Annotated in this window: 13 protein-coding genes; 4 read left to right on the forward strand and 9 right to left on the reverse strand. The window is 71.8% G+C overall.

Annotated features, from left to right (window positions below):
• Positions 1 to 39: 39 nt before the first annotated feature.
• Complete coding sequence (locus tag RFN52_RS19445; RefSeq protein WP_184847870.1) at positions 40 to 762, reverse strand: GAF and ANTAR domain-containing protein; 723 nt, start codon at positions 760 to 762, stop codon at positions 40 to 42.
• 206 nt (positions 763 to 968) lie between these two features.
• On the opposite strand from RFN52_RS19445, the gene RFN52_RS19450 reads away from it, so the two are divergent.
• Both RFN52_RS19450 and RFN52_RS19455 read left to right on the forward strand, forming a co-directional pair.
• Positions 969 to 1,331 carry an STAS domain-containing protein gene (locus RFN52_RS19450; protein WP_268254252.1) on the forward strand — a complete coding sequence of 121 codons (363 nt, stop codon included), beginning with the start codon at positions 969 to 971 and terminating at the stop codon, positions 1,329 to 1,331.
• Positions 1,332 to 1,341: 10 nt separating this feature from the next.
• Complete coding sequence (locus RFN52_RS19455) at positions 1,342 to 1,812, forward strand: PPOX class F420-dependent oxidoreductase (protein WP_184847872.1); 471 nt, start codon at positions 1,342 to 1,344, stop codon at positions 1,810 to 1,812.
• 1 nt (position 1,813) lies between these two features.
• On the opposite strand, the gene RFN52_RS19460 is transcribed toward RFN52_RS19455, so the two are convergent.
• The 8 genes from RFN52_RS19460 to RFN52_RS19495 all read right to left on the reverse strand — a co-directional run bounded on the left by RFN52_RS19460 (position 1,814) and on the right by RFN52_RS19495 (position 11,752).
• A complete protein-coding gene (locus RFN52_RS19460; RefSeq protein WP_184847873.1) occupies positions 1,814 to 2,593 on the reverse strand; it encodes a TetR/AcrR family transcriptional regulator in 780 nt (259 codons plus the stop codon).
• Positions 2,594 to 2,737: 144 nt separating this feature from the next.
• A complete protein-coding gene (locus RFN52_RS19465) occupies positions 2,738 to 4,234 on the reverse strand; it encodes an MFS transporter (protein ID WP_184847874.1) in 1,497 nt (498 codons plus the stop codon).
• A 107-nt stretch (positions 4,235 to 4,341) separates the two neighbouring features.
• Positions 4,342 to 6,498, reverse strand: a complete 2,157-nt coding sequence (locus RFN52_RS19470) for an ArnT family glycosyltransferase (protein WP_184847875.1) — start codon at positions 6,496 to 6,498, stop codon at positions 4,342 to 4,344.
• On the reverse strand, positions 6,495 to 7,877 hold the full coding sequence (locus RFN52_RS19475; protein ID WP_184847876.1) for a bifunctional glycosyltransferase family 2/GtrA family protein: 1,383 nt from the start codon (positions 7,875 to 7,877) through the stop codon (positions 6,495 to 6,497). Before RFN52_RS19475 ends, RFN52_RS19470 begins: the two co-directional genes overlap by 4 nt.
• 14 nt (positions 7,878 to 7,891) lie before the next feature.
• The gene (locus tag RFN52_RS19480) at positions 7,892 to 9,499 is read right to left on the reverse strand and encodes a sensor histidine kinase (protein WP_184847877.1); all 1,608 of its coding nucleotides are present in this window, start codon (positions 9,497 to 9,499) and stop codon (positions 7,892 to 7,894) included.
• Positions 9,496 to 10,236, reverse strand: a complete 741-nt coding sequence (locus tag RFN52_RS19485) for a response regulator transcription factor (RefSeq protein WP_033309794.1) — start codon at positions 10,234 to 10,236, stop codon at positions 9,496 to 9,498. The genes RFN52_RS19480 and RFN52_RS19485 overlap by 4 nt, the downstream gene beginning before the upstream one ends.
• A 109-nt stretch (positions 10,237 to 10,345) precedes the next feature.
• On the reverse strand, positions 10,346 to 11,218 hold the full coding sequence (locus RFN52_RS19490) for a DUF2797 domain-containing protein (RefSeq protein WP_184847878.1): 873 nt from the start codon (positions 11,216 to 11,218) through the stop codon (positions 10,346 to 10,348).
• A 141-nt stretch (positions 11,219 to 11,359) separates the two neighbouring features.
• Complete coding sequence (locus RFN52_RS19495) at positions 11,360 to 11,752, reverse strand: HGxxPAAW family protein (protein WP_184847879.1); 393 nt, start codon at positions 11,750 to 11,752, stop codon at positions 11,360 to 11,362.
• A 98-nt stretch (positions 11,753 to 11,850) separates the two neighbouring features.
• On the opposite strand from RFN52_RS19495, the gene RFN52_RS19500 reads away from it, so the two are divergent.
• Both RFN52_RS19500 and RFN52_RS19505 read left to right on the forward strand, forming a co-directional pair.
• Entirely contained in the window at positions 11,851 to 12,327 is a 477-nt protein-coding gene (locus RFN52_RS19500) for a MarR family winged helix-turn-helix transcriptional regulator (protein ID WP_184847880.1), read from the forward strand.
• A 211-nt stretch (positions 12,328 to 12,538) separates the two neighbouring features.
• Positions 12,539 to 13,303: an alpha/beta fold hydrolase gene (locus RFN52_RS19505; RefSeq protein WP_184847881.1), complete on the forward strand. Its 765-nt coding sequence runs from the start codon at positions 12,539 to 12,541 to the stop codon at positions 13,301 to 13,303.
• Positions 13,304 to 13,331: the final 28 nt, after the last annotated feature.

Genomic DNA, 13,331 nt, shown 5'->3' on the forward strand with positions numbered 1-13,331 from the left:
TCACCGGCCGGACACGCCCCCGACGTAATCCACCTCACTTCAGGGGGTGTTGTGCGCCCCGACGATCCTGCGGGCGAGGTCGCGCAGTTTCACGTTCTCCCGCTGGGAGGCCCGCACCAGGCTCTCGAAGGCCGCCGACGCGTCGATGCCCTGGCGTTCCATGAGGATGCCGGTCGCCTGGCCGATCAGGTCCCTGGTGTGCATGGCCTCGGTGAGCTGCTCGCGTACGGTCGCCGAGTCCAGGGCGATGCTGACGTGCGCGCTGAACAGCCGGCCGACGCGCGTGGCCTCCTCGTCGAAGGCGCCCGGTTTGCGCGCGTAGGCCGTGAGGACGGTCAGCCGGCGCCGGTCGGCGCGCAGTCTCAGCGACAGCGCCGAGCGCAGGCCCAGGGCCGCCAGCACGTCCCAGCCGTCGTCCGCCTCGCTGTCCGTTATCTGCGCGACCGGGCTGTTCCACAACTGGTCCCACAGCCCGTGCTGTTCGCGGCCGGTGTAGCGGGACTCGGCGGAGCGCACGACCTCGTCGGTCCAGGCGAGCGCGCGGAGCTTGTTGCCGCGCTCGATCACGGAGATGCCGGCGTGCTCGGCGCCCGGCATGAGATGCACCGCCAGCCGGACCGCCGTGCGCAGGGCGCTGTGCGGCGTGAGGGTTTCGTGCAGCTGCTGAGAAGCCACCGTGAGGGCCTCGGCCAGCTCGGCGCCAGCCGGAAAACGGGGCAAATCAGGAAACTCGGACGCAGCCACCACGAACCTCTTCGGCATGCACGGCCATGGCCGTGCGCAGGAGAGCTCCGCAGCACATTCCCGACTGCGAGCACAGGACGGACAGCACTCTAACTGTTCGGTTGCCTCCAAGTGACGCCCGGCCGACGCCGCTGCGGGGCGCTTCCGCCACCGGCCCCCCGCATGGTGGAATGGCGCCACGGGTCAGGAAGCGGCCTTACCGGAACCGGACGAACGTCTGCCAGGTGAATGCCGTGACCTTCTTCACGATTCCCACAGAACCGCGCGATCTCCCCGGTCGCGTCCACATCACGATGCCCGCCGAGATCGACTTCTGCAACGCGGCGGAGCTGCTGCCGCTCGTCCTGTCCGCGGCCGGGGCCCGGGACGACCGGCTGGAGGTCCTCGTCCTGGACCTGAGCACGACCTCCTTCATGGACTCCCAGGGCGTCCGCCTCATCAACGACGTGCGGCGCCGGCTGCCTCCCGGGGCCGTGGTGCGTCTGGTGGCCCGGCCGGAGGGGGTCACGGGCCGCATCCTGGAGCTGACCGGCCTGCGGCGGGACGTCCCCGTGTACGACGACCTCGCCGAAGCCCTGGCGTCGTAGGCTGCCGCACATGGCACCGAACATCGCGACGAACACCCGCGTCTCCCTGGACGAGTTGCTCGACTTCGTACGCCCCCGGCACCACGCGATCCTGCTGACCCGCAGGGCCGACGCCGGCCCCCAGGGCTCCCCGCTGACCTGCGGCGTCGACGACGCCGGCCGGATCGTGGTCTCCACCTACCCGGAGCGCGCCAAGACCCGCAACGCCAAGCGGGACCCCCGCGTGAGCCTGCTCGTGCTCAGCGACGACTGGAACGGCCCCTGGGTGCAGATCGACGGCACGGCCGAGGTCGTCGACTCCCCCGACTCCGTCGAACCGCTCGTCGAGTACTACCGGAACATCGCCGGGGAGCACCCGGACTGGGACGAGTACCGCGCGGCCATGCTCAAGCAGGGCAAGTCGATCATTCGGATCACGCCGGAGCGGTGGGGGCCGGTGGCGACCGGCGGGTTCCCGGCGCGACTGGTCGAAGGGGAGTAGGTCAGCCCTCTGCGGCGGCTTCCCGCTCGCGGGTGACCATCGCCTCGATGCCCGCGATCAGCAGTTCCAGCGCGAACTCGAAGTCGCGCTCCAGCATCTCGGCGACCGTGTCGCCGCCGCGGGCCGCCATGATCTCCCGCGACTCCTTCAGGACGTCGGCGGCCTGCGGGGCGGCGGTCACGGCGCTCAGGGCCTGCTGGAAGTACTCGTCGACGCTCATGCCGCCGGCCGTGGCCCGGGAGGCGAGGTGGCCCTCCAGGGTGCCGTAGCCGTAGACGAACTGGAAGACGGCCGAGATCGTGCTCGTCATGCGTTTCGCGGGCAGTCCGGTCCTGCGGACGACGCGCTGGACCACCCGGGAGAACGCCAGGCTGTTGGGGCCGATGTTGAGGAAGACCCCGACCAGCGCGGACACCCAGGGGTGCCGCACGAGCAGCGTCCGGTACTCCCGGGCGAGCGCCCGCACCTGGTCCCGCCAGTCCTCGCCGGCGTCCGGATCGGGCAGCCGCATCCCGCCCATGACCTCGTCCAGGGCCAGTTCGAGCAGGTCGTCCTTGGTGTCGACGTACCAGTAGACGGACATCGCGGTGACGTTCAGCTCGCCGGCCAGCCGCCGCATCGAGAACTTGGCCAGTCCTTCGGCGTCCAGCAGCCGCACGGTGACCTCGATGATCCGGTCCCGGTCCAGCCCCGAGGGCTGCCCGCCACCGCGCCGCCGGTGCGCCTTGCCCTCCAGCCAGACGCTGGACCGCGACTGATCCTGCCGGGCGGCTTTCGCCATGGCGCACCTTCCTCGACGTCTTACTGCCGATCATGCTAGGCGCCCCTCAGGGGCGCGGGACTGTCTCATTGTGCGGCTCCGCCGCGTGGGCGCGATCAACCACAGCGGCGCCGCACGCACACGACGACCGCACACCCCGAGCTCCTAGGCGGACTCTCCCCGCTCAGCTCGCCGAAGCAACGCCGCCGCGACCAGTCCCCCGGCCAGCACGGCAACCGCCCCCACCAGCTGACTGGTCTCCAGCCCGGAGGCGAACGCGTCGGAGATGCGCGCCTTCTCCTCGGCACTGTCGGCCGCCGCCAGCGCCGCCGGCAACGACGCCGCGGACACGGCGACCAGCGAGGCGAACCGGGAGTTGAGCACCGCCCCGAGAACGGCGACGCCCAGACCGTTGCCGAACTCCGCGAGCGTCCCGTTGATCCCCGCTCCCACACCCGCCTTCTCCGGCGGTATCGCGCCCATGATCGCGTTGGCCATCGCCGGCATGGACAGGGCCACACCCGCGCCCATCACGATCAGCCCGAGCAGCATCCCCCCGTACCCGTGTCCACCGAGCAGCGCGATCGCCGCCAGCCCCGCGGAGACCAGGGTCATGCCGAGCGCGATCGCCGCCGGGGTGCCCGCCCTGAGCACCAGCTTCGCCCCGACCCCCGTGAAGTTGAGCGCGACGACGGTCAGCGCCAGCGGCGCCGTCCGCAGCCCGGCGTCCAGCGGCTCGTAGCCGAGGACGAACTGGAGGTGCTGGGTGAGCAGGAACAGCGACCCCGTCATGCCGAACGCCACGAGGATCGCGCCGGCGACCGCGCCCACGAACTTCTGGTTGCGGAAGAAGTGCATGTCGAGCATCGGGTGCTCGGTCCGCAGCTCCCACAGCACGAACAGGCCGAGCACGACCACGCCGATCAGCGCCGAGACCAGCACCTGAGCGGAGGTCCAGCCGTGCTCGGGCCCGGTGATGATCGCGTACACGACGGCCGTCATGCCGATGGTCGAGAGCACCGCGCCGAGCAGGTCGGGCCGGTCACCGGCCTTGTGCTTCGACTCCGGCACCAGCGCGGCGACCGCGACCAGGCCGAGCAGCGCGACCGGGATGTTGATGAGGAAGATCGCGCCCCACCAGAAGTGGTTCAGCATCACGCCGCCGATCAGCGGTCCGGCCGCGAAGCCGAGCGAACTGACCGTCGACCACAGCGCGATGGCCTTCACCCGCTCCTGGTCGTCGAAGATCTGCACGACGACCGCGAGGATCGTGGTCATCAGCAGCGCGCCGCCGACGCCCATGCCCGCGCGGGCCGCGATCAGCTGGCCCGGGCTCTGGGAGAGGCCGGCCGCCAGCGAGCCCAGGCCGAAGATCGCCAGGCCGGACATCAGCAGCAGCTTGCGGCCGTAGCGGTCGGCGGCGTTGCCCGCGGTGAGCAGCAGGCCCGACTGGACCAGTGCGTAGGCGTTCATCATCCACTGGACGTCGGCGGTCGTCGCGTCCATCTCGCGGGTGAGCGAGGGGATGGCCACGTTCAGGATCGTGTTGTCGAGCAGCACGGTGAGCTGCGCGAGGCAGATGACACCGAGGATCAGCCAGCGTTGCGGGTGGCTTCCGTGGGCCGTCTGCGGCGGCACCGTTTCCTGGGGGGACGTCGTCATGCTGTACACCGTAGAACAGTTCCTATACGGCGTACAACGGCGTTTTCCGCGGGGACGGCGAAGGGCGGTGGCTTTCGGCCACCGCCCTTCGCCCGGTCAGGGACGTGTCAGCTGCTCGCCTTCTGGGTGAGGTCGTAGAACGTGGCCGAACCGACCGTGACCTTCTTGAAGGTGGCCTCGACCCAGGAGGTGATCTGGGAGGAGGTGCCGTCGCTGCTGCCGCCCATGCCGCCGCCCATGCCGCCCGAGGCGATGAAGTAGTGGATCTTTCCGTCCGCCACGTACTTCTTGAACTGGGCCAGGGTCGGGGACGGGTCCGTGCCGTTGAAGCCGCCGATGGCCATCACCGGGTCGCCGGTGGACAGCTGGTAACTCGCCGCGTTCTGGGCACCGATGGCCGCCGCGGCCCACGTGTACCGGTCGGCGTCGGTCTCCAGCAGCTTCTTGGCCTCGGAGGTGACGCCGGCGCCGTTGAGCAGGCCGCCGACTCCACCGCCTCCGCCCATGCCGCCCGTACGACCGCCGTCGCCGTTCTGCTGGTTCTGGTTCTGGCCCTGCTGGTTCTGACCCTGCTGGTTCGGGCCGCCGCCGGGGAAGCCGTTGCCATTCTGCTGGTTCTGGTTCTGACCCTGCTGGTTCTGGCCCTGCTGGTTCGGGCCGCCGCCCGGGAAGCCGCCTCCGCCGGGACCGCCGCCACCGCCCGGTCCGCCGCGGCCGCCCGCGACCGCCGGGCCCGCCGTGACGATCGAGCCGGTGTGCCCCTCGTTCACCGTGGTGAGGGTGTACGCCGCCGGGCCGGCCAGCGCGGCGACGAGGCCGAGCCCGGCCGCTCCCAGGGCCAGCCGGCGTCCCAGCCGCCCGGCGAAGATCAGGCCGAGGGCAGCCGTCAGACCGCCGGCCAGGACGAGCCACTTGAGCCAGGGCAGGTAGTCGGAGGAACGGTTGAGCAGGACGTATCCCCAGGCCGCGGTCGCCGTCATCGCGGCGGCCAGGGTCAGCGACGCCCACGCCTTGTCCCGCTTCTCCCAGAGCAGTGCCGCGCCCATGCCGATCAGCGGGGCGATGTAGGGGGCGAGGGCGACCGTGTAGTACTCGTGGAAGATGCCCTGCATGTAGCTGAAGACGAGCATGGTCGTGAGCAGCGCGCCGCCCCACACCAGGAACGCGCCGCGGGTCGCCGAGGTCCGGCGGGCCTGGCGCGTGGCCACCAGCCCCGCGACGAGGAGGATCAGCGCGGCCGGGATCAGCCAGGAGATCTGGCCGCCGATGGAGGAGCCGAACATCCGGTCCCAGCCGGTCTCGCCCCAGGCCCCACCGCCGTTGCCGCCCCCGCCGCCTCCGACGCTGCCGGTCTCGTCGCCGTTGAGGCGCCCCAGGCCGTTGTAGCCGAAGGTCAGTTCGAGGAAGCTGTTGTTCTGCGAGCCGCCGATGTACGGGCGGGAGGACGCGGGCCACAGTTCGACGATCGCGACCCACCAGCCGCCGGAGACGACGATCGCGGCGAGCCCCGCGGCGAGTTGGCCGATCCGCTTCTTCACCGGCACGGGGGCGCAGACGCCGTAGACGAGGGCGAGCGGCGGCAGGATCAGGAAGGCCTGGAGCGTCTTCGCGAGGAAGGCGAAGCCGATCGCGGCACCGGCCCACAGGAGCCACTTCGTGCGGCCGTCCTCCAGGGCGCGGATGACGAGCAGGCAGGCCACCGCCATCAGCAGCGCCAGCATCGCGTCGGGGTTGTTGAAGCGGAACATCAGCGCCGCGACGGGGGTGAGCGCCAGCACGGCACCCGCGATCAGACCGGCCGCGGGGCTGAACCGGCGGCGCACGGCCGCGTACACGACGGCCACCGTGCCGACGCCCATCAGGACCTCGGGCACGAGGATCGCCCAGGAGCTGAGACCGAAGAGCCGCACGGAGAGGGCCATCGGCCACAGCGCGGCCGGGGGCTTGTCGACGGTGATGGCGTTCGCCGCGTCCAGCGAGCCGAAGAAGAACGCCTTCCAGGACTGGCTGCCCGCCTGAACGGCCGCGGAGTAGAAGGAGTTGGCGTAGCCGGAGGCGCTCAGGTTGTACAGGTAGAGGACGGCCGTCGCCAGCAGCACGGCGAGGAAGGCCGGGCGGGCCCAGCGGGGGTCCTCGGGGCGGCCGCGCCACAGCCGCTGCGGGAAGGGCCGGGCCGGGGCACCGGCGTGCGGCTCGGATGCCGGGGGCCGGGTGCCGGGGCTCGCGCCTCTGCCGGTGATCTGCTGGTCGAAGTGGACGGTCATCGCGAGTCCCTCGCATCGGTGTCGTGCGGGCGTACCGGCAGCAGCTGCACGGTGGCGTCCCGCCAGGAGTCCGCGACTTCACCGGCGCGGAAGGGGGTGGTGTCGTACGAGGGCGAGGCGGCACGCGCCGAGTCGTCCTCGCGCCGGTCCGGGAACACCCACGCCCGGAAGAGCAGGAAGCGCAGCACGGTGGCCGCGAGGTTGGCCGCGACGAGGACGGCCAGTTCGGTGGAGTGGGCGGGTTCGGAGGTCGCCGCGTTCAGTGCCGCGAGCGAGCCGCTGGTCAGGGCGAGTCCGATCCCGAAGACCACCAGGCCCTGCGCCTGGTGCCGTACGGCCCCGCCCCGCCCGCGCACCCCGAAGGTGAGCCGCCGGTTGGCCGCGGTGTTGGCGACCGCCGAGACCAGCAGGGCGAGGGCGTTGGCGGTCTGAGAGCCGGTGAACACCCGGAAGCCGCTGTAGAGCAGCAGGTAGAACAGGGTGGACAGGGCGCCGACCACGCAGAACCCGACGAGCTGGCGGGCCAGTCCCTTCGGCACGTCCTCGATGTCCCGGTCGCGCGGGTCGTCGCCGAACGGCCGGGCGAGCCGGTCCAGCGACAGCGAGCCGGTGGCCAGGGCCCTGCCGACCCGCCACACGCCCTTGAGGTCGTCGGTCGCGGTCTTCACGATGTGCACGGTCGAGTCGGGGTCGTCGACCCAGTCGACCGGCACCTCGTGGATCCGCAGCCCCGCACGCTCGGCGAGCACCAGCATCTCGGTGTCGAAGAACCAGCCGGTGTCCTCGACGAGGGGCAGCAGTATCTGCGCCACGTCCCGGCGGATCGCCTTGAAGCCGCACTGCGCGTCCGAGAACCGCGCCTGGAGCGAGCCGCGCAGGATGAGGTTGTAGGCCCGGCTGATGAACTCCCGCTTGGGGCCGCGCACCACGCGCGAACTGCGGGTCAGCCGGGAGCCGATCGCGAGGTCGGAGTGGCCGGAGATCAGCGGCGCCACCAGCGGGAGCAGGGCGTTGAGGTCGGTGGACAGGTCCACGTCCATGTAGGCGAGGACCGGGGCGTCCGAGGCGGACCAGACGGCCCGCAGGGCCCGGCCGCGCCCCTTCTGCTCCAGGCGGAAGGTGGTGACCTCGGGGATCTGCGCCGCCAGTTGCCGCGCCACCTGCGGGGTGGTGTCCGTGGAGGCGTTGTCCGCGATCGTGATGCGGAACGCGTACGGGAACGTCCGGTCGAGGTGCTCGTGCAGTCTGCGGACGCACGGCTGGAGGTCCTTCTCCTCGTTGTAGACGGGGATCACTACGTCCAGGACAGGCGTACCGGCTGGTGCGGCCGGGAGGTGCTCCCGCGCCGGCAGGGTGCCGGGAGAAGAGTCGGTTCGCATGGAACCGACTTTCGTCAGGCGCCCTGTTGCGCCGATGTGGTGACGCTGTGGCGTGCCTGTGAGTGCTGCTGCCGGCTCATGTCCGGCTGCGGCTGGAGCGGCAGCGCGGGCAGGTGCACCGTGAACACGGTCCGCCCGGGCACGCTGTCGACGGTCACGGCACCGCCGTGCGCGCTCGCCACGGCCTGCACGATGGCGAGGCCCAGACCGGTCGAGCCGGTCGCCCGGGAGCGCGCGGAATCGCCCCGCGCGAACCGCTCGAAGACGTGCGGGAGCAGCGCGGGCGGGATGCCCTGCCCGTTGTCCTCGACGTCCACGCACAGCCAGGTCCCGCGCCGCTGGACGCGGGCGGTGACGGTCGTGCCGGGCGGTGTGTGGGTGCGGGCGTTGCCGAGCAGGTTGATCAGCACCTGTTGCAGCCGGGCCGCGTCCGCCGACACGAGCGCGGGCTCGTCGGGCAGGTCGAGACGCCAGTTGTGGTCCTGGCCGGCCGCCCGGGCGTCGCTGATGGTGTCCACGACGAGCGGGGCGAGGTCGGTCTGCTCGAACTGGAGCGGCCGTCCCGCGTCGAGCCGGGCGAGCAGCAGCAGATCCTCCACGAGGAGGGTCATCCGGCCTGCCTCGGACTCGATCCGGCCCAGCGCGTGCCGGGTGTCGGGCCCGACCTGTTCCCTGCCGCGTCGGGTGAGTTCGGCGTAGCCGCGGATGGAGGCGAGGGGTGTTCTGAGTTCGTGACTGGCGTCGGCGACGAACTGCCGGACACGTGTCTCGCTCTGCTGCCGTGCGTGCAGCGCCCCGTGGACGTGGTCCAGCATCCGGTTGAGCGCGGCGCCGACCCGGCCGACCTCGGTGTGCGGGTCGGTCTCGGAGTCGGGGACCCGCTCGCTGAGGTTCACCTCACCGGTGTGCAGGGGCAGTTCGGAGACGCGGGTGGCGGTGGCGGCGACGCGGCGCAGGGGGCGGGTGGCGACGCCGACCAGTACGTGACCGGCGAGACCGGCGGCGGCGAGACCGGCAGCCGTGACGCTGAGCTCCACCAGGATGAGGGTGCTGATGGTGTTGTCGACGTCGGCGGTCGGGATGGCGACGTAGTAGCTGCCCTTGTCGCCGCTCTTGAACTCGACCCGGTACGCGCCCAGGCCCGGGATGTCGACGGTGCTCGGATCTCCGGGGGACTGCGGCAGTGAGGCGAGCGCGGCGGTCTGGGCGGGGTTCAGCTTCCGGGGGGTCACCTGGTAGTTGTCGTCCGTCACGCCGTACGCGGAGTCCGTGATCCGGCCGCCCTCGACCTCGGCGACGACCGTGCCGCCCGGCTGGGGCCCCCGCGTGACGAAGTCGGTGAGGCTCTCCTTCTTCTGCCCGGCGGGCCCGTCGTCCCCGTCCGTGCCCGGTTCCCTGGGCGGGCTCTGCGCGGCCCTGGACGCGGCCGCGCCGAGCTGCCCGTCCAGCTGCTCGTAGAGGTGGGACTTCAGCGCGAGCGTCGTCACGGTCCCGATCACCGCACACACCACCGCGATCAGCACCACGGACGCGACGACGAGCCGTGTCCGCAGCGTGCGCGGCTTGCCTGCCCACCGCCTGCCCGCCCGCTGCTGCGTACGCGGCCGCCGTCGGCCGCTCATGAGGCCGCGGGCTTGATCAGGTACCCGGCGCCGCGCCGCGTGTGAATCATCGGCTCGCGCCCGGCGTCGATCTTCCGCCGCAGATAGGAGATGTAGAGCTCGACGACATTGGCCTGGCCGCCGAAGTCGTACGACCACACGCGGTCGAGGATCTGCGCCTTGCTGAGCACGCGCCGCGGATTGCGCATCAGGAACCGCAGCAGCTCGAACTCGGTCGCGGTCAGGTGGATGCCGTCCCCGGCCCGGGTCACCTCGTGGCTGTCCTCGTCGAGGGTGAGGTCGCCGACGACCAGCACGGATTCCGAGCGCCGGTCGGCGGCACCGGAGCGGCGTATCAGCCCGCGCAGCCGTGCGACGACCTCCTCCAGGCTGAACGGCTTGGTGACGTAGTCGTCCCCGCCCGCCGTCAGCCCGGCGATCCGGTCCTCGACGGCGTCCTTGGCGGTGAGGAAGAGCACCGGTACGTCCGGCAGCTCCCGGCGCAGCCGCCCGAGCACGGCCAGCCCGTCCATGTCGGGCAGCATCATGTCGAGGACCACGGCGTCGGGCCGGAAGTCGCGGGCGGCCTGGATCGCGCCCGTGCCGTCACCGGCACTCCTGATCTGCCATCCCTCATAGCGCAGTGCCATGGACAGCAGCTCGGTGATCGACATCTCGTCGTCGACCACCAGCACGCGGACGGGGCTCCCGTCCGGCCTGAGCAGTTCGGTGCGCCCCTGGGGCGAGGTCGTGGTCATGTGAACACGATGTCGGGGAGCTCTGAGAACACGCTTTCGGCAACCTGTGATTTCTCTGAGAAACACACAGGCGGTTCTCAGGCAAAGCCTGGGAAAGCTCCCGGCCGGATCAGAACAACCCGTCCTGCACGCCGGCCGCCTCCTTGAACTGCCGGGTCGGCACGGTCAGTTCACCCGCCGCGGCAGGCACCAGCCCCCACCCCGTCATCAACCGCGTGTCCAGCACCACCACCCCGCCCCCGGTGGCCAGATGCAGATCGGGCCCGGCGGCCGCGACCAGCTCTCCGCCGACCGCACCCCCGGCGACGAGCTCGCTCACCTGCCCGACGGCGGCGGGCAGCCCCCCGAGCCCGAACACCCCCACGTGATCGACGACCCGCAGCGGCTCCCGCACGAGCGAATCCGGCCACGCGGGGAGCGCGATCGCCCGCTCGTACAGCTCGGCCACCTCACGGGCCCGGTCGGCGGCGGTCTCCGGCAGCGTGGCCCGGACCGCCCGCTTCTCGGCGTACGGGATCCGGTCGGGCACCCGCAGGGCGGCCCGCAGCAGCTCCTCCGTACGCCGCGCGGCCATGAGCGGACCGACGCCGAGCCAGCTGAAACAGACGGCGCCCTGCTCCAGCAGCCGTGCGGAGCCCCGCGCCTCCGCCGTGATCCCCACCTTGACCATGCCGGGTCCGAACCACGCCAGATAGACGCGGTACGGCCGGGGATCGTCGGCAACGGTGTCCGCCGCCACGGAGTGCGCCCGGTCCAGCCGCGCACACTCCTCGCACCGCGCCCCCGTACTGCGCCCCGGCACGGCCGCACCGACCGGGCACGCATGCCCCCGCGCCCCCACGCAGGTGCGCACACCGCCCTCCGCGACCCCGAAGGCGACGCGTTTCCCCCGGGCCAGCGCACTGGGCCGGCCGCCGTCCCACACCAGCACGGGGCCGTCCGCCGACCACCGCAGTCCCGAGCACTTCCATGCCTGTGCCATCCCTGCCGAGAGTAAGGGGCACCACTGACAACGCGGGACGGCCGGTGGGAGCGCGGGTAGGGAGAGGGCCTGGGAGGGAGAGGGCCGGGGAGGGGCGCCCGTGAGGAGCGCCGGTAAGGAGCGGGCCCGTGAGGAGCGGCCTCAGCGCACGGAGTCGGCGGCCCCGCCGGAGGCGACGGTCTCCGGCTCGCTCTCGCGCTGGGCAGGCATGGCCGGCACCACCGCACCCACGCCACGCCCCCGCCCGGCCAGCCGGCACGCCAGGCACTCCGCGTGCCCGCCCGGAGCCGCCGAGTCCCGCACCCGCCATCCCCATTCCGCCCGGGGCCGCAGACCGGGCCCCTTCCCCCACCCGGCGAGATGCAGGGCCCAGGTGACGAGCAGGCTCACGACCCCGATCGCCAGACCTCCGGCGATCAGCACGCCCGAGACCGTGATGACCCCGAGCCCCGCCGCTACGGCCCCGACGCTGGCGATGCCGGTTCCGACCCAACCCGCGACCGTGTGCCCGTGGTCATACTGATGTGCACTCACGTGTCACTCCCTTCGTGCCCAAGGGCTCCTGTCCGCCGAACCCTTCATGTGCTAAGACTTTTACAGCCCAAACATCTCACGAACTAAGGGATCTGGGAATGTCAGCGAAGCCGCGTCCGGCCGCCACACCCGAGCAGGCGCTCTCGGCGATGGACCAGCTCATCGCGACGCACCTGGTCGGACAGCACGAGATCGCCCAGCAGGTGGGCCTCAGTGTGACCGACCTCACCTGTTTCGCCTATGTGATCGAGGCCGGCGAGAACCTCCCCACAGCAGGTGACCTGGCGGCCCGCGTCCACGTCACCACCGGCGCGGTCACCGGCATCCTCAACCGCCTGGAACGCGCCGGCTACATCACCCGCCGCCCCGACCCCACGGACCGCCGCCGCATCCGCGTGGCGGCCAGACCCGACGCGGTCGCCCGTGTCCGAGAGGTCTACGAGCCGTACTACGCCCGCCTCACGCACCTCTTCGCGGACTACTCCCCGGACGAGATCGCGGTCCTGCACGACTGGTTCACCCGCGCGAGCACGCTGGCGGCGAACTACCTGGAGGAGCACTGCCGCCCGGGGTGAGCACGGCGGTGTCGGTCCGGGCGCGGAAAAGCAGTTGGGCCACAGGCAGCCGGGGCGATAGCTTGCGAAGCACCGTGACACGGTCCGAGGAGGTGAGACCCATGAACGCTGTATCCCTGTGGGTGCTCCACCTCGTCGTCACGGTCGGGCGAGTGACGTAGGTGTCGCCGGGAGCGCCTCGAAGAACCAGGCCTCCCGAAAGGCAACACCCATGCACTCTCTGCAGTTCACCACTGAAACCTCGTCGGACGGCGTCCTCGAACGCGACTTCACCGTGGGCACGGTCCCCGGCGTCCTCTGGTCCCCCGCTTCCGGCGCCGGCCGCGCACCCCTGGTACTGATGGGCCACGGTGGCGGCACCCACAAGAAGGCACCCGCGATGGCGGGCCGTGCCAGGCCCCTCGTGACCGAGTGCGGCTTCCACGTCGCCGTCCTCGACGCGCCCGGTCACGGCGACCGGCCCCGCACGGCACACGACGAGCGGGAGATCGCCCTGATGCAGCGCGCCATGACCCAGGGCGAGCCCGTCGGCCCGATCGTCGTCCGCTACAACGCCCACCTGGCCGAACGCGCGGTACCGGAGTACCGGGCGGCCCTCGACGCCCTCCAGGGACTGCCGGAGATCGGCTCCGGCGGCCCGGTCGGCTGGCTCGGCCTGAACATGGGCACGGCGATCGGCGTCCCGCTGACCGCGTCCGACCCCCGGATCACCGCCGCGGTCTTCGGCCTCCACTGGCCCGACGCCCTGGCCGAACACGCGAAGCGGATCACCGTCCCGGTGGAGTTCACGCTGCAGTGGGACGACGAGCACATCCCGCGCGCCTCCGGCCTGGCCCTGTTCGACGCCTTCGCGTCGAAGGAGAAGACGCTGCACGCCAACACGGGCAGGCACAAGGAACTCCCGCGGTTCGAGTTCGACAGCGCGGTCCGCTTCTTCGTCCGGCACCTCGGCCGGGGGGCCACGGCACAGGCCTGATCGCGTAGGGGGCGGGCGCCGGACACTC

It is taken from the genome of Streptomyces collinus (assembly GCF_031348265.1).
Classification (GTDB): Bacteria; Actinomycetota; Actinomycetes; order Streptomycetales; family Streptomycetaceae; genus Streptomyces; species Streptomyces collinus.